The organism is Actinokineospora pegani (assembly GCF_009745975.1).
GTDB lineage: Bacteria > Actinomycetota > Actinomycetes > Mycobacteriales > Pseudonocardiaceae > Actinokineospora > Actinokineospora pegani.
The window spans coordinates 45,784-65,735 of sequence record NZ_WHOL01000126.1; the positions used below are offsets into that span (position 1 = coordinate 45,784).

Below are 19,952 nucleotides of genomic sequence, written 5' to 3' on the forward strand. Positions count from 1 at the left end.
GCCTGCCCGGGATCTTTACGACTCCTTGACGGCCCAGCATGCCGACCGGCAAGCAGAACACCTTCGGCAACCGCACCCTGCCCGACGCCGTGCTCGTCGTCGCACGGGAACCAGGCCGGTCAACCTGGCCGGGGCGTTCGAGGAGGCTGTCGGCGACGGGACCGAGGGCGGCCGCATCGCGGCGTCCATCGTCCGCGTGGTCGAAACGGGGCGGGGGCAGCGGCGCCGCCAGCGGTCGTCCTGGCGCGGCTGTCGCGGACACGCCCTACCCCAGGCGCAGCCGCGGCCAGTCGGCGAGGTCGGCCAGCAACTGCCGGTCGTGGGTGGCGACGACGACGGCGGCGGGCGTGCCGCGCAGGGCTTCGGTCAACTCGTCGACGAGCGTTGCCGACAGGTGGTTGGTCGGCTCGTCGAAGATGAGCACGTCCGGGTGGCCCGCTAGCCGGGCGCCCAGGTGGCGGCGGCGCTGCTGGCCCAGCGACAGCGGTGCGCCCGCGAGGTCGTCGGGCACCTCCTGGGCGATCATCTCCACCCGGGCCCCACCGTGGTGGCGCACGCTGCCCGCGCTGGGGTCGAGGGCGCCTGCCAGCAGCGCGAGCAGCGTCGACTTGCCCGCCCCGTTCGGCCCGGTGACCAGCAGCCGGTCGCCCGCCTCGAGCACCAGCGACACGGGGGCGTCGAGCCTGCCGCCCATGGTGACCCCCTCGGCGGTGAGCAGGGTCCCCCTGCGGGGCTTCAGGGCGGGGAAGGTCAACGAGGGCGGCGGCGCGGGCACGGTCACCCGGTGCGCCTCCAGCGCGGCCCGGTCCCGGTTGAACGCCTGCACCACCCCGGCCGCCCGGGACTGGCGCTGGTGCTTGGCCGCACCCTTGTCCGGCCGCCACCCGGTGCTCAACCGCCCGCGCGCGGCGTCGACGGCGGTGGCGAGCCGGTCGCGCTCGGCCCGCTGGTCGGCGTACTCCTGGGCCCACCGCTCCCGCGCCCGGCGCCGGGCGTCCTGCCAGGCGTCGTAGCCGCCGGAGTACAGGTGGGCCCGGCCGTCCTGCGCCGGGTCGAGGTCGAGGAACTCGGTGGCGGCCTCACGCAGCAGGGTCCGGTCGTGGCTGACCAGGGCGACCCCGCCGGGGTGCTCGCGCACCCGCTGGGTGAGGAAGGCGATCCCGTCCGCGTCGAGGTGGTTGGTCGGCTCGTCGAGCAGCAGCAGGTCCTGCCGCGCCCCCAGCAGGCATGCCAGCCGGACCCGGTAGCGCTGCCCGACGGACAACGTCGCCAACGGCCGCCCCCGGTCCGGACACGCGTCGAGCGCCGCCAACGCGACGTCGACCCGCCGCTCCGCGTCCCAGGCATCGAGCCGCGTGGCGGTGTCGAGCGCGGCGGCGTACCGCTCGTCGGCGCCCGCCCGCCCCTCGGCCAGGTCGGCGGTGGCGGTGTCGAGGGCGGCCAGGGCCGCCAGGGAATCGGCCAGCGCCTCGTCGGTCAGGGTGCCGACGGTCTCGCCGGACCGGGCGGGCATGGCCTGCTGGGCCAGGCCGAAGGACCCGACCCGGTGGACCGCGCCGTGGTCGGGCTCGAGGAGGCCCGCCAGAACGTGCAACAACGTGGACTTGCCACGCCCGTTCTCCCCGACGACCGCCAACCGCGACCGTGTCGAGACGGTCACGGAGACATCGGTGAGGACCTCACGCGCGCCACGCACGACAGTGACGCCCTCGGCGCGCAGGTGGGACGAGTGCTCAAAGGTAGACAAGAGGGGGCTCCGCGGCTCGGAAGGGAGCCGGGCAGCACAACTATCGCCGCCCGGCCAAGGACCGGGACGACGGAGCAGGACACAGATCGCCAACGCACCGCCGTCAGCGGCGGTTGCGCAACCTCATGAATCTGATGTTCATGCCCCCACCCTACCCAGGCCCCTGACCCCCCACCACCGAATTACCCACGCCCCCCACACCCGCCACTCCCCCACCCAGCCACACATACGCACCAAACCCCACCGCACCAAACCCCACCGCACCAAACCCCACCGCACCAAACCCCACCGCACCACTGGGGGCGGCCCTCAGCCCATTCTACCGGTCTCACCCGATCGACACCGCGAAGTCGATCAAGCCTGTGGACAACTCCAGGGCGCCCCCAGGCAGCGGCTCAGCGAGGGCAGCGGCTCAGCGAGGGCAGCGGGCCAGCAGGGAGTCCAGGGTCTCGCGCTCGGCCCGGTCCACGGTGAGCTCGTACTTGCTCTTCACCGCCACCCACTTCACCGCGTACTCGCAACTGTGGGAGGCGTCGGGCAGCCACTTCGCCGGGTCCTGGTCGCCCTTCTGGCGGTTGGAGCGGGCGGAGACGACCAGGAGCTGGTCGAGGTCGTTGGCGAAGGCCTTGCGCTGCTCGCGGGTCCAGTGCCGGGTGCCGGAGCGGTTGGCCTCGGCGAGCGGGACGACGTGGTCGAGGTCGGCCTCGCGGGCGTTGGTGATGGTCACACCGTCGTAGAGGCTGGTCCACGAGCCGCTCTCGACCTTGCAGGCGGCGCCCGTGCGGACCTCGGCGCCCTGGCGCTTGAGGGCCTCCTCGCGGGTGTCGCAGCTCTCGCCCTGGGCGGACCAGTGCGGCCAGTCGTCGCGGTCGTAGGGGTTTCCGGTGTCCTCCTCGGCGACGACCAGCCGGGCGAGCTGGTCGCGGGCCTGCTGGGCGTCGACGCCCGCGGGCTCGTCGGCGCCCCAGGTCGACCACAGGATCGTGGCCGCCAGCACGATGACCGCCAGCAGCGCCGACAGCCACCTGGTCTGCTTGGACTTCGCCCGCTGCGCCAACCCCGTCCCCTCTCCGCTCGACCACCGCATGGTCGCCCATGCGTCCCCCGATCGTGTGAGGGGGGTCGGCACTACGCTGACACCGGTGCGGATCGCCACCTGGAACGTCAACTCCGTCAAGCAGCGCGTGCCCCGGTTGCTGCCCTGGCTCGACGAGCGCGCGCCCGACGTGGTGTGCCTGCAGGAGACCAAGCTGACCGACGAGGCGTTCCTGGCCCTGCTGGCCGACGACCTCGCCGAGCGCGGCTACCAGGTCGCCAGCCACGGCCAGGGGCAGTGGAACGGCGTCGCCCTGCTCTCCCGGGTCGGCCTCGACGACGTGGTGCGCGGGCTGCCCGGCGGGCCCGGCTTCCCGCAGCAGGAGGCGCGGGCGGTCTCGGCCGTGTGCGGCGGCGCCCGGGTGTGGTCGGTCTACGTGCCCAACGGCCGCGAGCCCGACTCCGACCACTACCGGTACAAGCTGGAGTGGCTCGCCGCCCTGCGCGACGCCGTGGCGCCCGACGCCGCGTCGACCGCCGTCTGCGGCGACATCAACATCGCCCCGACCGACGCCGACGTGTTCAGCCCGGCCGCGTTCGAGGGGCACACGCACGTGACCGCCCCCGAGCGCGCCGCCCTGGCCGCGCTGCGGGACCTGGGGCTGCGCGACGTCGTCCGCGAGCGCTGGCCGGACGAGACCGTGTTCAGCTACTGGGACTACCGCGCGGGCATGTTCCACACCAACCGCGGCATGCGCATCGACCTCGTCCTGGCCGCCCCCGCGCTGGCCGACCGCCGCGCGGCGGCCTGGGTGGACCGCGCCGCCCGCAAGGGCGCCAAGCCCAGCGACCACGCCCCCGTCATCGTCGACCTCGACGAGGCCCCCGACGGCGACGTCGGCCCCATGGTCCCGCCGCCGTCGGCGCGGACCGAGCGCTCCGGAAGGCCGCCGCGGGTCCCGAGGTGAGCCTGCCGGGCGAGTGGCCGCGCTCGCGAACGATCAACCGCCGGCGCAGATGAGACATCGTCGTCGTCGAATCCGCCCAGATTGGTCTCCGCCGGTACCACACCACTCCCAATTATTTGTCAAGGCCGAAACACACCCACGCGCGGAACTCCGGTAAAAGCCGACAAATATCCACCGAAACACTGTCTCGATCAGTCTGGACCACTTTCCCGCCGCCCGCGGAAAACCGGTGCGCGACATTTCCGATCGCGTCCGGGGTCTCCTAGATTGGCCCTCGGGCGACAGCGCCCGCCAACCGCCGGTGGCGACCGAGGAGCCGTGGATGAGCACGACCGACCAACGGCGCTCGTCCGGCGCGCTCGCCGCGCCCGCGGTCGCCGGGGTGGCGGCGGTCCCGTGGCGGGGGGTGCTCGCCATCGCGGGCGCGGTCGTGGCGCTGCTGCTGCTGGTGAGCCCGCGCTACGGCCACGACGGCGACGAGATGTACTTCGTCATCGCGGGCGGGCACCCGTCCTGGGGCTACGTGGACCAGTCGGCGGTCATCCCACTGCTGGCCAAGGGCGTCGACCTGCTGTTCCCCGGCGAGGTGGCCGCGCAGCGGGTGCTGCCGGCGCTGATCACCGGCCTGACCGTGGTGCTCGGCGCGCTGATCGCCAGGGAGCTCGGCGGTCGGCCGCGCGCGCAGCTCCTGACGGCCGTGGCCACCGCGGGCGGGCCGTTCCTGCTGTGGACCGGGCACCTGCTGGCCACCACCACCTTCGACATCACGCTGTGGGTGGCGATCAGCTACCTGGTGCTCAAGTGGACCCGCACCCGTCAGGACCGGCTGCTGCTGGCCGCCGGGCTGTGCACGGCGCTCGCTTTGCAGATCAAGTACCTGGTCCCGCTGCTGTGGGTGGGCATCGCGATCGGCGCGCTGGTCGCGGGCCCCCGCGACCTGTTCGGCCGCCCGGCGCTGTGGCTCGGCGCGCTGATCACCGTCGCCACCGCCGTGCCGGGCCTGCTGTGGCAGGCCGACCACGGCTGGCCGTACCTGGCCATGAGCGACGCCGTGGGCCAGGAGCAGGACGCGTTCCAGGGCGGCAGGCTCGGCTTCGTCGGCTGGTTCGCCCTCTACCTGGGACCGGTCGGGCTGGTGCTCGGCGCGCTGGGCCTGCCCGCGCTGCTGCGCGACCGGCGCACCCGGTTCCTGGGGATCGCGCTGCCGCTGCTGTTCGCGCTGCTGGTCCTGTCGAACGGCCGCCCCTACTACCTCGTCGGCCTGTTCCCCCTGCTGTACGCGGCGGGCGCGGTCGCGTTGCAGAACCGCGCCCCCGGCTGGTGGCGCGGCCGGTGGCCGTTCGTCGCGACCGCGGCGCTGGGCGTGGTGGCCGCGGTGGCCCTGCTGCCGGTGCTGCCGCAGTCGGTGGCCGAACGCCACCCCGCCGCCGTGCCCAACCCCCTCCTGCGCGCCCAGGTCGGCTGGCCCGCCCTGGCGGACGACGTGGCCCAGGTCTACCGCGGCCTGCCCGCCGACCGGCGGGCGGACACCGTCGTGCTGGCCGACGTCTACCCGCACGCGGCCGCCCTGGACTTCGAACGCGAGCGCGCGGGCCTGCCCGCCGTCTACAGCGGACACCGCGGCTACTGGTTCTTCGGCGCCCCACCGGACACGGCCACCACGGCCGTCGTCGTCGGCGGCAGCCCGGACTTCCTCCGCGAGCGCTTCGCCTCGGTGACCGCCGTCGGCAAGGCCGACGACGGCTCCGCGCTGGACAACGTCGTGCTCCGCTCGCCCACGATCTACCTGGTGGCGGACCCGGTGCGCCCGTGGTCGGCCATGTGGCCGGAGTGGATGCACATGACCATCGACGACACCCAGTAGGGTCGTGCCATGGCAGGGCAATGGGACGGTGTCACGCTCCGCACCACCTTCAAGGAGCACATCACCGCCCGTCGCGACGCCGTCGCCGACGCCGCCCACGCGGGCGACTGGGACACCCTGCTGGCGGCCCTGCGCACCCACCCGGACCTGGTCAACTCGTGGCGCCTCGGCGGCTCGTCGTGGTTCACGCCGCTGCACCAGGCCGCCTGGCACAACGCCCCGCTCGAGGTCGCCCGGGCCCTGCTCGCACACGAGCCCTGGCTGTCGCTGCCCGACGCCGCCGGGGACACCCCGTGCGACATCGCGCTGCGCAACGGAAACCACGCCTTGGCCGAACTGCTCACCCCCGTGTTCCGGCACCCCGCCCCCACCCAGGCGCTGCGCCCGCACCTGCACGCCGTGATCCTGGAGCGCGTCGCCCCCGAGGTCGCCGAGCACCGGCTGCGCCTGCCCGAGGTCTCGATCATCGCCGAGCAGCGCGACCCGCGCATCGGCTTCCCCATCCCCGGCATGTACGGCGGCTTCACCCTGCGCCTCGACGGCGACACGCTGGTCTCGGAGAGCTGGTCGCGGGTGGTCGGCGGCTCCGGTCAGCGGCACGTCATCACGGCGGCGGGCGCGGAGCTGGTGGAGTCCGGTTTCGTCTGATCCCTAGGCGGCGTCGGTGCGCTTGGACTCCTGGAACTCCGGCTCGGCCATGCCCTTGCGCCAGTAGCCGGACAGCGAAAGCCGGTCCACGCCCGCGAACACCGGGCGGAGCTGCTTCATCGCGCCTGTCTCGCCGTGGGCGAAGACGTGGCCCGAACCCGTGGGCAGCGCGACGGCGCGGACTTCCTCGACCAGGGAGTCCGGGGACACCCAGCGCACGTCGAGGTCGGCGGTGGTGTCGAACTTGACCTCGTCGGCGGGGTGGTCGACGGCGATCAGGGCGGTGGCGCGGGCGCCGACCGGGAGGGCCTCGATGCCCGCGGCGATGGCGGGCAGGGCGGCGGTGTCGCCGACGAACAGGTGCCAGTCGGCCTCGGGGGCGGGCGCGTAGCCGCCGCCGGGTCCGAGGAAGAGCAGGTCGTCGCCGGGCTTGGCGGCGGCCGCCCAGGGGCCCGCGAGGCCGACGTCGCCGTGGTGGACGAAGTCGATGACGAGCTCGTCGGCGGTGCGGGCGCGGATGGTGTAGGTGCGGGTCACCAGCCTGCCCGCGGCGCGCAGGGCGGCGGGGTCGATCGCGCCCTCGGGGCGGCCGTCGGGGAAGAACAGCAGCTTGACGTAGGCGTCGGTGCAACCGTTGTCCGGCACCGCGGCCAGGCCGGGGCCACCCGCGCGGACGCGCACCATGTGCGGGGTGAGCCACTCGGTCCCGGTGACCGTGAGCGCGTGCACCGGCCGCTGTCGTTGTGGGGTCGTCACGTGCGAAACCTCCCGGGAGTTACTTAGGTGAGCCTAAGCTACTCCCGGGAGGTCCCGTTGCGCAGTGTGGATTAACGCACGCTCGACACGGGCTCCTCGATGCTGGTCAGCTCCGCGTGGCGGACCGAGCGGCCGCGGGCGTGCGTGACGCGCCAGAGCGTGGTCAGGCTCTGCAGCGGGTGCAGGAACCATCCCCACGCGCCGATCACCGGCAGCGAGCGGGCGACCCGGCCGCGGGCGCGGCGCTCGGAGCGCGAGTGCCAGCCGATGTGCAGCTCGAACAGCAGGATGCCGACGGCGGCGGGGGCGGCGAACATGATCGACGCCTCGATGCCGTAGCCCTTGCCCGCCGCGTGCTCCCAGTTGAGGTAGCACGAGCCCGCCAGGAGCAGCAGCAGCGCGATGCGCGGCCCGGCGCCCGAGTAGGGCGAGAGCGCGTACCGGTGCGCCAGGCCCGCCACGATGAGCGCGGACGCGTCGAACACCAGGGAGACGACCGCGGCCAGCGGGGTCGGGATGCTGAACCCGCGCGCGTACTCGAACAGCGACCACCACGAGATGCCCATCGCGGCGATCAGCACCACGATCCAGGCCATGTTTGCCGAGAAGCTCAGCACGACCGGCATCCGCTGGGTGGACATCGGCTCCGGCTCGGGGTCGCCCGCCGGGGCGACCCGCTGCGCGTGCGCGGTGACCGGCTCGACCGGCTCCGGCTCGGTCGCCTGCGCATCGGCGACGATCAGGTCCTTGCTCACCGCGGCCTCCGCCTCGGCGCCCTGCGCGCCCTTGACGACCTTCAGGTCCTTGGCGGCGGCGGCGTCGGCCGCCTCGCCCTTGATCGCTTTGCCGTCCTCGGCGACCCCGGTGACCTCCGGGTCGTCGACCGCGTCGAGCCAGCTCAGGTCGGCGCCGTCGCGGGCCGGGTCGCCGAGCCAGCTCGGGGTCTCGGCCTCGGCGTCGGGGTGCTTGGCCGGGTCGACCGCGCTGAGGATCTCGGTCGCGGCCTCGGCCGGCTGCTTCTTCCCGCCCGCGTTCGCGTCCGGTTCGACCGCTGTGTCCATGCTCTTCGCTGTGTCCTTGTCTGCCGGGGCAGTCTCTGCCGGGGCACTCTCCGCCGGGGGTGCGGCCTGCGGCGGTGTGCCTGCGGCCTTCCCGTTGGCCTTGCCGTTGACCTTGCCGTTGGCCTTCGCCTTCGCCGGACCATTCGCCTTGGCCTTCGCGCCGTTGGCCGAGCCGTTGGTCGAACTGTTGGACGACGCGCCGTTGGCCCCTGCGCCGGTGGACGCCGAACCGTTGGACGCGGCACCCTTGGACGACGGGTCGTCGGCGGAGCCGTTCTTGAGGGCGTCGAGCTCGGCGAGCAGCCCGGGGCTGAGCGCCACGAGGTCGCCGGTGTCGCCGACCGCGTTCTCCCGCCGCCAGGTGTCGATGACGTTGGTCGCGTACGACTGCGCTGTGGTCACGCCGTAGGCGTCGAGGAACTGCCGGACCTCGTGGGTCGTCGGCGGGTCCACCTGCCCGCAGGCGTAGCGGATCTTGTCAGCGATGGTGTTCCGCTCGGCCAGCGCGACGGCGTGTGCGGGGTCGAGGGCGCTCTCCTGACTCACCTGCGCGGTCCTCCTGGCTATGGCGGCTGACGAGTGTGGTCGGCGTGATCGGGCGGGGTGTGCACTTTTGGGGTATGAGCACTGTGGCGGACAGGGGAACGAGCACCACCACCGGGGTACCGGGCGACCGCGATCTTGATGCAGTCGTGCTCCACCTGTTATCTCCGCCTCGGCGCGGCATACCGAACGTCACACTAGACGCAGCCCCGAAAAGTTTTCCAGCCGACCCTGTCGATCCGCGGGCGCCCGGTTCGTTCAGGGTGTGAGCGCGCACGACGGCGCGCCCGCAGACACGAGGAGCGACCGACATGTCGAACACCACGACAACCCCTCAGCCGGACACCACGCAGCACTACCTGCTCAGCATCTTCCAGCCCGAGGGCCCCACCCCCACCGAGGAGCAGCTCGCCCCGGTGATGGCCGAGCTGGGCAAGCTCAACGACGAGCTGCGCGCGGCGGGCGCGTGGGTGTTCGGGCAGGGCCTGGAGGCGCCGGAGACCGCGACCGTGCTGCGCGCCGACGGCGACGGCGTGCTGGTCACCGACGGGCCGTTCGTCGAGCTCAAGGAGTACCTGGGCGGGTTCAGCGTCATCCGGGCCGCCGACCTGGACGAGGCGCTGGGCTGGGGCGGGCGGCTGGCCCGGGTGCTCGGGCTGCCGGTCGAGGTCCGCCCGTTCGCCGCGGGCTGATGGACGAGCGCGTGGCCCGGGTGTTCCGGGCCGAGCACGGGCGCGCGGTGGCCGTCCTGACCCGCGTCCTCGGCGACATCGACCACGCCGAGGACGCGGTCCAGGAGGCCTTCGTCGAGGCGCTGCGGCGCTGGCCCGAGACCGGGCAGCCGCCGAGCCCGGCCGGGTGGATCATCACCACCGCCCGCAACCGCGCCATCGACCGGCTGCGCAGGGAGTCCACCCGCGGCGACCGCGAGGCCGCCGCGCACGCCCTGCTCAGCGCCGAGCCGGACGAGCCGGAGGAGCTGGGCCCGGTGCGCGACGACCGGTTGCGGATGCTGTTCACCTGCTGCCACCCCGCGCTGGCCGCGCCCGCCAGGGTCGCGCTGACCCTGCGGCTGCTGGGCGGGCTGACCACGGCCGAGATCGCGGGCGCGTTCCTGGTCCCCGAGCCCACCATGGCCCAGCGGCTGGTGCGGGCCAAGGCGAAGATCAAGAAGGCCCGCATCCCCTACCGCGTCCCGCACGACGTCGACCTGCCCGCCCGGCTGACCGGCGTGCTCGCCGTCGTCTACCTGGTGTTCACCGAGGGCCACACCGCGACCTCCGGCGACGCCCTGGGCCGGGCCGACCTGTGCGCGGAGGCGGTGCGGCTGGGCAGGCTGCTGGTCGAGCTGATGCCGGACGAGCCGGAGGCGGTCGGGCTGCTGGCGCTGATGCTGCTCACCCAGTCCCGCGCGCCCGCGCGCACCGCCCCGGACGGCTCCGCGGTCCTGCTGGCCGACCAGGACCGCACCCGCTGGGACGCGGCGCTGGTCGCCGAGGGCCGGTCCCTGGTGCGCGCCTGCCTGCGCCGCGACCGCCCCGGCCCCTACCAGGTGCAAGCCGCCATCCAGGCCGTCCACAGCGACGCCGCGAGCGCGGAGGACACCGACTGGGCGCAGGTCCTGGCCCTGTACGACCATTTGCTGCGGCTGTCGCCGACACCCGTTGTCGCGCTGAACCGGGCCGTGGCGGTGGCGGAGGTCCACGGGGCCGCCGCGGCGCTGGCCGAGGTGGACCGCATCGATCTCGACGCCTTCGGGCCCGGCCACACGCTGCGCGGCGAACTGCTGCGCAGGCTGGGGCGGGAGGAGGAGGCCCGTGCGGCGTTCGGGTCGGCGGCCGAGCGGACCGCCAACGCGGTCGAGCGGGCCCGCTTGTGGGGCCTCATCTAGGCGTTTCCCCTGCTGGGGGTCGATATCGTTGCGGGAACCGACCCCTGCGCCGCTAGCGTCCGCCGCGCTGAACAGCTACTGGCGAGGGGGAGCGATGGGAACGTTCGCGGTGTTCGGGGCCGGTGGGCGCGTGGGAAGCCGGATCGTGGCGGAGGCGGTGCGGCGGGGCCATGACGTGGTCGCCGTGCTGCGCTCCCCCGGTCAGGCGCCCGGTGCGCGGGCGGCGGTCGGCGACGTGACCGACGCGGGGTCGGTGGCGGCGGTGGCGCGCGGGTGCGACGCGGTGATCACCTCGGTCCACTCGGCCGACTTCGCGGACGGGTTCCACGCGCGGGCGGTGGCGGCGCTGGCCGAGGGGCTGGGGCGGGCGGGCGTGCGGCGGCTGGTGGTGGTCACCACGGGCAGCGTGCTGCCGGTCCCGCCGGGGGTGCCGTTCCACGACCTGGACTCGTTCCCCGCCGGGTACCGCGGTCTCAGCCGCGCCCGGGAGCACGAGCTGCGCTTGCTGGCGGGGACCGACCTGGACTGGGTCGCCGTGGCGGGCCCGCCGTCCGTCCTCGCCGACGGCGACGCCACGGGCGACTACGCCGTGTCCACCGAGCTCGAGCCCTACGCCACCCCGGACGGCCTCTCCCACGACTTCCCCTGGCAGGGCCCACCCCTGCGCGCCGCCGACCTCGCCCACGCGGCCCTCGGCGAGGCCGAGGCCCCGCTCCACCGCCACGTCCTCGTCGGCGTCGCACCCCGCGATCCCTAGGATCGGGCTGTGGGCGAGGACTTCCGCTACGCCGAGCTGACCCCGGACACCTTCGCGGGCTGCGGCGCCGCGCCCTCGCCCATCCGCATCGGCGGCAAGTGGACTTCCCGGATCCTGGTCTGCCTCGACCGCGGGCCGCTGCGCTTCAGCCTGCTCCGCGTGCCGCTGCCGGAGGTCACGCCCAAGGTCCTCACCGAGTCGCTGCGGTCGATGCAGCGCAGCGGACTGATCACGCGCACCGACCACGGCGGGGTCCCGCCCCGGGTGGAGTACGCGTTGACCGACGTCGGCCGCGGCCTGCTGGAGTTCCAGTGGCAGGCGTGCGACTGGACCCGGGAGTTCGGTTCGCGGCTGGCCGACGCCCGGCGGGAGTGGGCGGGCCGCGACCCGGCATGATGCCCGGGTGCCCAGAACCGTCACCGCCACCCGGTACGTGACCCCCCTGCGCGAGGGCGGGTCCCTGCCCGGTCTCGTCGAGGCCGACGACCTGGGCATGTACGTGGTCAAGTTCCGCGGCGCGGGCCAGGGCCCGCGGGCGCTGGCGGCGGAGTTGATCGTCGGGGAGCTGGCCAGGGCGCTCGGGTTCCGGGTGCCGGAGCTGGTCCTGGTCGAGCTGGACCCGGAGCTGGGGCGCACCGAGCCGGACGAGGAGGTGCAGGAGCTGCTGCGGGCCAGTGGCGGGCGCAACCTCGGTCTGGACTACCTGCCCGGCTCGTTCGACTACAACCCGCTCGTGCGCGACCCCGGGCCGGTCGAGGCCGCCCGGCTGCTGTGGTTCGACGCGCTGGTGCTCAACGTGGACCGGTCGTGGCGGAACCCGAACCTGCTGCTGTGGCACCGGGACATGTGGCTGATCGACCACGGGGCGAGCCTCTACTTCCACCACCGCTGGGGTCCCGGGTGGACGCCCGCGGCGAGCTACCGGTGGGAGCCCGCCGACCACGTGATGCTGCCCGTGGCCGGTCCGGTCGACAACCTCGCCGACCAGGTCCCGGCCAGCGCGGTGGACGCCGCCGTGGGCGCGGTGCCGGACGAGTGGTTGGTCGGCTACCCGACGCCGGATGAGACACGGGGCGCGTACCGCGAGTTCTTCACCGCCCGCCTGGCCTCGGCCGGGGCGTGGACGGCAGACCTGGAGGCCGCCCGTGCCGCACGTGTTTGAGTACGCGCTGCTGCGCGCCGTGCCCCGGCAGGACCGCGGGGAGGCGCTCAACGTCGGGGTCCTGGTGCACTGCAAGGCGTTGGACTACATCGGCTGCCGCACGCACGTGGACGGCGACCGCCTGCGGGCGCTGGACCCGGCCATCGACCTCGACGTGCTCGCGGACTTCCTGGACAGCCTGTCGGCGGCCTGCGCGGGCGACCGGGGCCCGGTCACCCGCATCCCGCCCGGTCAGCGCTTCCGGTGGCTGACCGCCCCGCGCAGCACGCTGGTGCAGACCTCCCCCACCCACACCGGCCTCACCGACGACCCCGAGGCCGAGCTGGCGCGCATGTACGAGCGCCTGGTCCTCCCCCTGCGCTGAGCTGATCAGCCCGCCCGTCCCGGCGCGGGACAGGTCACACCCATTTTGGTTGCGTTCAACAACCAAGCGTCTTATGGTTGCACGTACCAACTTATTTGGGGGTCGACATGGTGGCGACGACAACGGCGTCCGAGCTGCTCGAGTCCCTGCGCGCGGTGCTCCGCGCCGGGCGGGCGGTGCGGCAGGCACGAGCCGACGACCTGCACACCGCGCCCGCGGCGCTGCTCGGCGTCCTCGACCGCGGCGGCGCGCAGCGGATGGGCAGGCTCGCCGAGCACCTGGACGTGGACCCGTCGGTGGTCAGCAGGCAGGTGGCCGCGCTGATCCAGGCGGGCATGGTGTCGCGGCGGCCGGACCCGGACGACGGGCGGGCGAGCCTGCTGGAGCTGACGCCGACCGGGGCGGACTGCCTCGTGCGGCACCGGGACCGGTGGGCGGCCTGGCTGGACCGGGTCGTCGCCGACTGGGCCGAGGCCGACGTGACCGCCCTGGCCGGGCTGCTGAACCGGCTGTCCGACGACGTGCGCGCGCACCTGTGCGCCCCCGAGAACGAGAAGGAGGAAGTCCTTGACCACGTCCGCTGAGTCCGCGGGGCCGCTGACCGCCGAGGAGAGCGGCCGGATGGACCACCGCAGGGTGGTCGAGGCCCTGACCGGGCTGCTGCTCGCGATGTTCACCGCGTTCCTGTCCTCGACCATCGTGTCCAACGCGCTGCCGACGATCATCGGCGACCTGCGCGGCACGCAGAGCCAGTACACCTGGATCATCACCGCCACCCTGCTGGCCTCCACCGCGAGCACCCCGATCTGGGGCAAGCTCTCCGACCTGATCAGCAAGAAGCTGCTGGTGCAGGTCGCGATCGTGGTGTTCACCGCCGGGTCGGTGCTGGCCGGGCTGTCGCAGTCGGTCGAGACGCTGATCGCCTGGCGGGTGCTGCAGGGCCTGGGCCTGGGCGGCCTGCAGGCGCTGGTCGTCATCGTGATCGCCGCGATGATCAGCCCCCGCGAGCGCGGCCGCTACGCCGGCCCGATCGCCGGGGTCATGTCGGTGGCCACCGTGGCGGGCCCGCTGCTGGGCGGGCTCATCGTCGACACGCCCTGGCTGGGCTGGCGCTGGTGCTTCTTCGTCTGCGTGCCGCTGGCGGTCGTCTCACTGGCCGTGGTGCGCCGGACGCTGAACCTGCCCGCGGTGGCCAAGCGCGAGGTCACCGTCGACTACCTGGGCGCGGCGCTGCTGACCGCCGGGGTGAGCGCGCTGCTGATCTGGGTGACGCTGGCGGGCAACCAGTTCGCCTGGGGCTCCACGACCTCGCTGACCCTGCTCGGGGCGGGCGTCGTGCTGCTGGCCGCGATGGTGTTCGTCGAGACCCGCGCCGCCGAGCCGATCATCCCGCTGCGCCTGTTCCGCGACCGCACCACCCTGCTGGCCACCATCGCCAGCATCGCCGTGGGCACCGCGCTGTTCGGCAGCGCGGTCTTCCTCGGCCAGTACTTCCAGATCGCCCGCGGCTACTCCCCCACCGCGGCGGGCCTGCTGACGCTGCCGATGATCCTGGGCTCGCTGCTGTCCTCGACCGGCTCGGGCATCCTGATCACCCGCCTGGGCAAGTGGAAGGGCTTCCTGGTCGCCGGGTCGCTGCTGATGGTCGGCGGGTTCGGCCTGCTGGGCACCATCGACCACGCCACCGACATGGTCCTCATCGGGGTGTTCCTGTTCGTCCTGGGCACCGGCCTGGGCATGACCATGCAGAACCTGGTCCTGGCCGTGCAGAACACCGTCGCGGCCACCGACCTGGGCGCCGCGAGCTCCACCGTGGGCTTCTTCCGCTCGCTGGGCGGCACGATCGGCGTCTCGGTGCTGGGCGCGGTCCTCGCCTCGCGGGTCACCACGCTGACCACCGAGGGCCTGACCGGCCTGGGCATCGCGGTCCCGGCGGGCGGCGCGGAGGCGGGCATCGGCAACCTGGCCCAGCTCCCCGCCCCCGTCGCCGAGGTCGTCCGCGCCGCCTACGGCGACGCCACCGCCACGATCCTGCTCGTCGCCGCCGCCCTGTCGGTCATCACGGTGGTGTCGATCGCGCTGATCGAGGAGAAGCCGCTGCTCACCTCCTCCGGCATGCAGCGCCAGGCGGAGGAGGACAAGGTCGCCGCCTGACCGCTGTGCGCGACCGCCCGCGCCGCCGGGTCCCGAGGGCCCGGCGGCGCGGGCGTCTCTGGGAAGCTGACCGGGTGGACGACCTGCGAGCGGCGGCGGAGATCTGGGCCCGCGCGACATCCCGGCGCGACGGCGAGCACGCGCCGGTCGACGAAGCGGCCCTGCGCGAGCGCCTCGCCCTCGACGGCGCCGAGCTGATCCTGGCCGCGCGCGACGGCGAGGCGGTGGGATTCACCCTGCTCGCGCCGCACGAGCGGACGGTGGAGATCTACTACCTCGCGGTCGACCCCGACGCGTGGGGCAGCGGTGTGGCCGACGAGCTGCTGGCGAGCGCCGAGCGGCACGCCCTCGGGATCGGCCGGACGGCGTTGGAGCTGTGGGCGATCCGGGACAACCACCGCGCGATCCGCTGCTACGAGCGGTCGGGGTGGACCGCCACTGATGAGCTCAAGAGCGACCACCCGCGGGGCCGGGTGGAACGCCGCTTCGTCAAGGAGATCGTCAGTCCCACCGCTGGATGACCGACAGCCCGCGGCCGGGGCTGGACGGCTGGACGGCGGACCGGCTGGAGTTCCAGCACGCCGCCCCGCGCGCGCCCGGCACCCCCGGGCCGCCCGACCTGTGAGACTGTTCCCTTGCGACCTACCGCCGGGTAGGGTCTGCTCAGCCCAACGAGAAGAGGTGGAGTTCCCCATGGCTCTGGTGTCGGCGAAGACCGCGGGATTGGCCCTGGCGGCGACGGGCGCGGCGCACTTCGTGGCCCCCAAGGCGTTCCTGGGGATCACCAAGGCCGCCTTCCCCCAGGACACCGACCAGTGGGTGCTGCGCAACGGCGCCACCGAACTGGCCGTCGGCCTGGCCCTCAGCGCGGGCAAGACCCGCAAGCTGGGCGTGCTCGGCGCCCTGGGCTACCTCGGCTGGCTCGGCTTCAACGCCGCCAAGAACCGCTGACACCCGCCTGACGCGGGGCGCCGCGAACCGTCCTGCTCGGACGCGGCGGCACCGGGTGGGGTTTGTCGAGGCGCCCGGCTGTCATGCGCCGGGGCGCGCACCAACTCGGGCAGCGGCAGGGCCTGCCCAGAAGCGCGACGCGGCCCGGGAGCCGGGCCGCCCCGACGACCCGGCTCTCCACTGTGGAGCGGCTATCTCACGGGGATGTCGACCCAGGGCTGGGTCGAGGTGTTGCCCAGGGTCACCGCGCTGCCGGGCTTGTTGGCGTCGACGAACAGGGTGTCCTTGCCGTCGACGACGACGGCGAGCCTTCGGCCGGGTTCGACGTCGTAGGCGGTGGGCTGGAAGGTGAAGTCGGCCGTGCGGGGCTGACCCGCGGTGGCGCCCGCCCAGGTGTGCGGGGCGTAGCCGACGAGGCGGGCGTTGTTGAAGACGTCGACGTCGAGGATGTAGGCGATGAGGGTGCCCCGCGCCGTCGACGGGGTGTAGGGCAGGTGGAGCTTGCTGACGCCGCGGATCCTCATGCGGGTCTTGGCAGGCTGCCCGGTCCAGACGCCCGCGACCTCGCGGTTGATGTTCGCCACGGGGAAGGGGCTGGGTTCGAGCAGGAGGGTGTTGAGGGTCTGGGTGACCATCGCGTCGCCGCCGGAGACCGAGCTGTCGGTGTCGGTGTCGATGGTGCGCGCCCAGGTCGGCACCTCGGTCGAGGGGGTCAGCGCGTCCTCGGTCAGGTGCAGGCGCCGCGGCGCGGCGAAGGCCTCGGCGCTGGCGGAGTACGTCTCGAACGGGCGGCCCACCGGGCGCGGCTTGTACCGCAGGTTCGGCTCGCCCGCGATCGAGGTGTCGGTGCCGCCGACGAAGGCGTCGAACCAGCGGTAGACCGGGTCGAGCACGCCGTTGGGCAGGCCCATCAGCGCCGGGATCTCCGGGCCCGCGTGGTCGCCGGGGCGCAGTTCCACGCGCTTGGGCCCCTGGTAGGCGTTGTAGAAGTCCAGCATCGGGCCGGGCGGGAACGCCGTCTCGCCCCAGGCCTGCTCGATCAGGATGGCGGGCTTGTTGGCGTTGAGCCCGTCGAGGTGGGTCTTCGGTGAGCGCTCCAGCGCCCACTCGTGCAGCGCCTGGTAGTCGGCGTCGGACAGGTCGGGGTCGTAGACCTGGCCCAGGCGCAGGTCGGACTCGGCGCTGAGGCGGCCCTTCTCCTTGCCGGTCGTGTGCAGCAGCTCGCCCGCCGAGAGGCTGCGCACCTTGTCGCGGGCGAAGGACTCGGGCAGGTCGTACCAGCCGCTGAGCGCGGCGACGGCCTTGATCCGGCTGTCCTTGGCCGCGGCGATGAGGCTGATCCCGGCGCCGTAGGACAGGCCGTAGGCGCCGATCCGGGCCGGGTCGGAGTCGGTGTTGGCCAGTCCCCAGTCGATCACCTCGGAGAAGTCGCGCACGTCGCGCGGACCGGCCACCCCGACCTCGCCGCCGGAGTTCATGAACCCGCGGGCGACGTAGCTGACGACGGTGTAGCCCTTGCTCGCCAGGGTCACCGCGGGCAGCACGTTCTGCGTCCAGTCCATCGTCCACGGGCTGGCGAACACGGCCAGCGGGTGCGGGCCCGCACCCCAGGGCTCGAGGACCAGCGCCTCCAACCCCACCCCGTCGTCGGCCTGGACCATCACGATCTCGCTGGTGAACCCGAACGCCTGCGCCGACCCGCCGGTCGGCACGACGAACGCCAGTCCGGCGACCGCTGCCACGGCGACCGCGACCCGCGCTGTCCGCCCCCGCATGAGACCTCCACAGCATGTTGGAATATCGATGTTATCTGAATATTGGCGCAATCCTAACTGTGGTCGGACGCGAAACCGAGAGGTAATTCCACTCCGGTCTGACACACGATCCCCGGCAAAGCCGCACCTCGGTGACACATCCGCGTCGAGGCGACGAGCCCACCGCGGCCGCGGCCGAGCCCCCGGCGCACCCCCTTTTTATCTTGATAAAGGATAGAAGATGGTTAACTCCGGGTGGCCGGGTGGCGGCGGCCGGCTAGAATCCAGCCATGACCGCCGACTCCTTCCCGCTCGAGCGGACCTCCCGGCCGCTGCCGGACGACGAGCGATCCGCGATCCTGGCCGACCCGGGGTTCGGCAAGCACTTCACCGACCACATGGCCACCGCGCAGTGGACCCCCGACGCCGGGTGGCACGCGCGCGGGGTGGGGCCGCTGGAGCCGTTCACGCTGCACCCGAGCGCGGCGGTGCTGCACTACGCGCAGGAGATCTTCGAGGGCCTCAAGGCCTACCGGCACGCCGACGGCAGCGTGTGGCTGTTCCGGCCGGAGGCCAACGCGCGGCGGTTCGCCCGGTCCGCGCGGCGGCTGACGCTGCCGGAGCTGCCCGAGGAGGACTTCCTCGACAGCGTCGCCGCGCTGGTGCGCGCGGACGCGGCGTGGGTGCCCGCGGGCGGTGGGGAGCAGAGCCTGTACCTGCGGCCGTTCATGATCGCCACCGAGGCGTTCCTGGGGGTGCGGCCCGCGCACGAGGTGCGCTACTGCGTGATCGCGAGCCCGGCGGCGACGTACTTCAGCTCCGGCGCCGGGGGCGTGACGCTGTGGATCAGCACGACCTACACCCGGGCCGCGCCCGGCGGCACCGGCGAGGCCAAGTGCGGCGGCAACTACGCCACGAGCCTGGCCGCGCAGCTCGAGGCGCAGGCGCACGGCTGCGACCAGGTGCTCTACGTCGACAGCGCCGAGCACCGGTGGCTGGAGGAGTCGGGCACGATGAACATCGCGGTGCTGACCTCGGCGGGCGAGCTGGTGACCCCGCCGCTGGGCACCATCCTGGAGGGCGTCACCCGCGACAGCGTGCTGGCGCTGGCCGCCGACCACGGCCTGACCGCCGTGCAGCGCCCGATCAGCGTCGACGAGCTGGCCGCGGGCTGCGCCGACGGCACGATCACCGAGGTCTTCGCCATCGGCACCGCCGCGGTCATCACCCCCATCACCCGCTTCCTCGGCGAGGGCGTCGACATCACCGTCGGCGACGCGACCGCGGGCAAGACCACCCTCGCCCTGCGCAAGCACGTCCTCGACATCCAGTACGGCCGCGCCGCCGACCCGCACGGCTGGCTGCGCCGGGTGGTCTGACCTCCTGCCACCCACAGAAACCGCGCCCGCCACCCCTACTGCCCTTGCCGACCGGGGCGGCGGGCCGGTTGGCTGGCCGCATGTCCGGACGCCACCTCGCCGCGGTCGCCGTCGCGCTGCTGACCCTCGGTCTCGCCACCCCCGCCTCCGCCGCGCTCCCCGCGGTGAACATGGAGGCGCTGATCAAAGCCGCCCAGATCGACCCGCGCCGGGCGGACTCGGCGGTGACGCCGGGCAGCGGGGACAGCGTGCTGCGGGTCGAGCGGGCGTTGGACGCCAAGGGGTTGCTGGCCCCGGCCTACGTCGACGGGCACTTCGGCACCAAGACGGTCGAGGCGTACGCGGCCTACCAGCGCTCCCTGGGCTACTCGGGCATCGCGGCCTCCGGCCTGCCCGGCCCCGCGTCGCTCACGTCGTTGGGCGCCAACCGCTACACGATCACCCGGCCCATCGCCATCGGCGCCAAGTCCACCTTCCGCGGCGTGACGGTCAACGCCCGCACCAAGGCCATGCTGCTCGAGGCCGAACGCCTGCTGGGCCGCACCCTCACCATCACCCAGGGCTCCTACAACCCCGGCGGCGACCCGACCTCGGCGGGCACCCACGACGGCGGCGGCGTCCTGGACATGTCGGTCTCGGGCATGACCGCCGCCCAGCGCACCGCCGCGGCCCGGGCCCTGCGCCAGGTCGGCTTCGCCGCCTGGGTCCGCTCCCCCGCCCAGGGCAACTGGCCCTACCACCTGCACGCGGTCGCCCTGGGCGACACCGACCAGTCCGCGCCCGCCCAGCACCAGGCCGGGGACTACTACCTGGGCAAGAACGGGCTGGCCAACCACGCCCCGGACGACGGCCCACAGGTCGCCAAGGTGACGTGGGAGCAGTACCGGCGATAGCCCGAGCCCAAGTCCACACAGGACT

Annotated in this window: 20 protein-coding genes; 15 read left to right on the forward strand and 5 right to left on the reverse strand. The window is 73.6% G+C overall.

Translation table 11 applies throughout. The features are described 5' to 3' along the window. Positions 1–265: 265 nt before the first annotated feature. On the reverse strand, positions 266–1,747 hold the full coding sequence (locus GCL84_RS28095; protein WP_156758588.1) for an ATP-binding cassette domain-containing protein: 1,482 nt from the start codon (positions 1,745–1,747) through the stop codon (positions 266–268). 412 nt (positions 1,748–2,159) lie between these two features. Further along, positions 2,160–2,804 carry an HNH endonuclease family protein gene (locus GCL84_RS28100; protein WP_235926806.1) on the reverse strand — a complete coding sequence of 215 codons (645 nt, stop codon included), beginning with the start codon at positions 2,802–2,804 and terminating at the stop codon, positions 2,160–2,162. 85 nt (positions 2,805–2,889) lie between these two features. Here GCL84_RS28100 and GCL84_RS28105 point away from each other — a divergent pair, with 85 nt between their 5' ends. The 3 genes from GCL84_RS28105 to GCL84_RS28115 all read left to right on the forward strand — a co-directional run bounded on the left by GCL84_RS28105 (position 2,890) and on the right by GCL84_RS28115 (position 6,262). Continuing rightward, positions 2,890–3,750 carry an exodeoxyribonuclease III gene (locus GCL84_RS28105; RefSeq protein ID WP_156758590.1) on the forward strand — a complete coding sequence of 287 codons (861 nt, stop codon included), beginning with the start codon at positions 2,890–2,892 and terminating at the stop codon, positions 3,748–3,750. Between the two features lie 322 nt (positions 3,751–4,072). Beyond that, positions 4,073–5,614 (forward strand): ArnT family glycosyltransferase, encoded by a 1,542-nt coding sequence (locus tag GCL84_RS28110; RefSeq protein WP_156758591.1) that lies wholly within the window; start codon positions 4,073–4,075, stop codon positions 5,612–5,614. 9 nt (positions 5,615–5,623) lie between these two features. After that, positions 5,624–6,262, forward strand: coding sequence for an ankyrin repeat domain-containing protein (locus GCL84_RS28115; protein WP_156758592.1), 639 nt, complete (start codon positions 5,624–5,626; stop codon positions 6,260–6,262). Positions 6,263–6,265: 3 nt separating this feature from the next. Here GCL84_RS28115 and GCL84_RS28120 read toward each other — a convergent pair whose 3' ends face one another. Both GCL84_RS28120 and GCL84_RS28125 read right to left on the reverse strand, forming a co-directional pair. Next, positions 6,266–7,018 carry a siderophore-interacting protein gene (locus GCL84_RS28120; RefSeq protein WP_235926807.1) on the reverse strand — a complete coding sequence of 251 codons (753 nt, stop codon included), beginning with the start codon at positions 7,016–7,018 and terminating at the stop codon, positions 6,266–6,268. Positions 7,019–7,089: 71 nt separating this feature from the next. Further along, entirely contained in the window at positions 7,090–8,625 is a 1,536-nt protein-coding gene (locus GCL84_RS28125) for a DUF2637 domain-containing protein (protein ID WP_156758593.1), read from the reverse strand. 308 nt (positions 8,626–8,933) lie between these two features. Here GCL84_RS28125 and GCL84_RS28130 point away from each other — a divergent pair, with 308 nt between their 5' ends. From GCL84_RS28130 to GCL84_RS28175, 10 genes are all read left to right on the forward strand, one after another. After that, entirely contained in the window at positions 8,934–9,314 is a 381-nt protein-coding gene (locus tag GCL84_RS28130) for a YciI family protein (protein ID WP_156758594.1), read from the forward strand. Beyond that, positions 9,314–10,513: an RNA polymerase sigma factor gene (locus tag GCL84_RS28135; protein ID WP_156758595.1), complete on the forward strand. Its 1,200-nt coding sequence runs from the start codon at positions 9,314–9,316 to the stop codon at positions 10,511–10,513. The genes GCL84_RS28130 and GCL84_RS28135 overlap by 1 nt, the downstream gene beginning before the upstream one ends. A gap of 94 nt (positions 10,514–10,607) precedes the next feature. Beyond that, entirely contained in the window at positions 10,608–11,270 is a 663-nt protein-coding gene (locus GCL84_RS28140; RefSeq protein WP_156758596.1) for an NAD(P)-dependent oxidoreductase, read from the forward strand. Between the two features lie 9 nt (positions 11,271–11,279). Continuing rightward, positions 11,280–11,666: a winged helix-turn-helix transcriptional regulator gene (locus tag GCL84_RS28145; protein ID WP_235926808.1), complete on the forward strand. Its 387-nt coding sequence runs from the start codon at positions 11,280–11,282 to the stop codon at positions 11,664–11,666. 7 nt (positions 11,667–11,673) lie between these two features. Then, complete coding sequence (locus GCL84_RS28150; RefSeq protein ID WP_156758597.1) at positions 11,674–12,432, forward strand: HipA family kinase; 759 nt, start codon at positions 11,674–11,676, stop codon at positions 12,430–12,432. Further along, positions 12,416–12,796, forward strand: a complete 381-nt coding sequence (locus GCL84_RS28155) for a DUF3037 domain-containing protein (RefSeq protein WP_156758598.1) — start codon at positions 12,416–12,418, stop codon at positions 12,794–12,796. The genes GCL84_RS28150 and GCL84_RS28155 overlap by 17 nt, the downstream gene beginning before the upstream one ends. Positions 12,797–12,903: 107 nt before the next feature. Then, positions 12,904–13,380 carry a MarR family winged helix-turn-helix transcriptional regulator gene (locus GCL84_RS28160; RefSeq protein ID WP_156758599.1) on the forward strand — a complete coding sequence of 159 codons (477 nt, stop codon included), beginning with the start codon at positions 12,904–12,906 and terminating at the stop codon, positions 13,378–13,380. Continuing rightward, positions 13,364–14,950 carry an MFS transporter gene (locus GCL84_RS28165; RefSeq protein ID WP_235926809.1) on the forward strand — a complete coding sequence of 529 codons (1,587 nt, stop codon included), beginning with the start codon at positions 13,364–13,366 and terminating at the stop codon, positions 14,948–14,950. The genes GCL84_RS28160 and GCL84_RS28165 overlap by 17 nt, the downstream gene beginning before the upstream one ends. A 74-nt stretch (positions 14,951–15,024) precedes the next feature. Further along, positions 15,025–15,471, forward strand: coding sequence for a GNAT family N-acetyltransferase (locus GCL84_RS28170; protein WP_197523566.1), 447 nt, complete (start codon positions 15,025–15,027; stop codon positions 15,469–15,471). A 172-nt stretch (positions 15,472–15,643) separates the two neighbouring features. Next, on the forward strand, positions 15,644–15,901 hold the full coding sequence (locus GCL84_RS28175) for a hypothetical protein (RefSeq protein ID WP_156758600.1): 258 nt from the start codon (positions 15,644–15,646) through the stop codon (positions 15,899–15,901). A 191-nt stretch (positions 15,902–16,092) separates the two neighbouring features. Here GCL84_RS28175 and GCL84_RS28180 read toward each other — a convergent pair whose 3' ends face one another. Further along, positions 16,093–17,676 (reverse strand): CocE/NonD family hydrolase, encoded by a 1,584-nt coding sequence (locus GCL84_RS28180; protein WP_156758601.1) that lies wholly within the window; start codon positions 17,674–17,676, stop codon positions 16,093–16,095. 269 nt (positions 17,677–17,945) lie between these two features. On the opposite strand from GCL84_RS28180, the gene GCL84_RS28185 reads away from it, so the two are divergent. Both GCL84_RS28185 and GCL84_RS28190 read left to right on the forward strand, forming a co-directional pair. Further along, positions 17,946–19,034 carry a branched-chain amino acid aminotransferase gene (locus tag GCL84_RS28185; RefSeq protein WP_156758602.1) on the forward strand — a complete coding sequence of 363 codons (1,089 nt, stop codon included), beginning with the start codon at positions 17,946–17,948 and terminating at the stop codon, positions 19,032–19,034. Between the two features lie 80 nt (positions 19,035–19,114). Next, a complete protein-coding gene (locus GCL84_RS28190; RefSeq protein ID WP_156758603.1) occupies positions 19,115–19,927 on the forward strand; it encodes a peptidoglycan-binding domain-containing protein in 813 nt (270 codons plus the stop codon). Positions 19,928–19,952: the final 25 nt, after the last annotated feature.

What these genes read in the sequence shown, in the direction of transcription:
- GCL84_RS28130 (WP_156758594.1), top strand. Translation starts at nt 8,934, where the DNA reads ATGTCGAACACCACGACAACCCCTCAGCCGGACACCACGCAGCACTAC.
- GCL84_RS28175 (WP_156758600.1), top strand. Translation starts at nt 15,644, where the DNA reads ATGGCTCTGGTGTCGGCGAAGACCGCGGGATTGGCCCTGGCGGCGACG.
- GCL84_RS28110 (WP_156758591.1), top strand. Translation starts at nt 4,073, where the DNA reads ATGAGCACGACCGACCAACGGCGCTCGTCCGGCGCGCTCGCCGCGCCC.
- GCL84_RS28180 (WP_156758601.1), bottom strand. Translation starts at nt 17,676, where the DNA reads ATGCGGGGGCGGACAGCGCGGGTCGCGGTCGCCGTGGCAGCGGTCGCC.
- GCL84_RS28160 (WP_156758599.1), top strand. Translation starts at nt 12,904, where the DNA reads ATGGTGGCGACGACAACGGCGTCCGAGCTGCTCGAGTCCCTGCGCGCG.
- GCL84_RS28190 (WP_156758603.1), top strand. Translation starts at nt 19,115, where the DNA reads ATGTCCGGACGCCACCTCGCCGCGGTCGCCGTCGCGCTGCTGACCCTC.
- GCL84_RS28115 (WP_156758592.1), top strand. Translation starts at nt 5,624, where the DNA reads ATGGCAGGGCAATGGGACGGTGTCACGCTCCGCACCACCTTCAAGGAG.
- GCL84_RS28185 (WP_156758602.1), top strand. Translation starts at nt 17,946, where the DNA reads ATGACCGCCGACTCCTTCCCGCTCGAGCGGACCTCCCGGCCGCTGCCG.
- GCL84_RS28135 (WP_156758595.1), top strand. Translation starts at nt 9,314, where the DNA reads ATGGACGAGCGCGTGGCCCGGGTGTTCCGGGCCGAGCACGGGCGCGCG.
- GCL84_RS28140 (WP_156758596.1), top strand. Translation starts at nt 10,608, where the DNA reads ATGGGAACGTTCGCGGTGTTCGGGGCCGGTGGGCGCGTGGGAAGCCGG.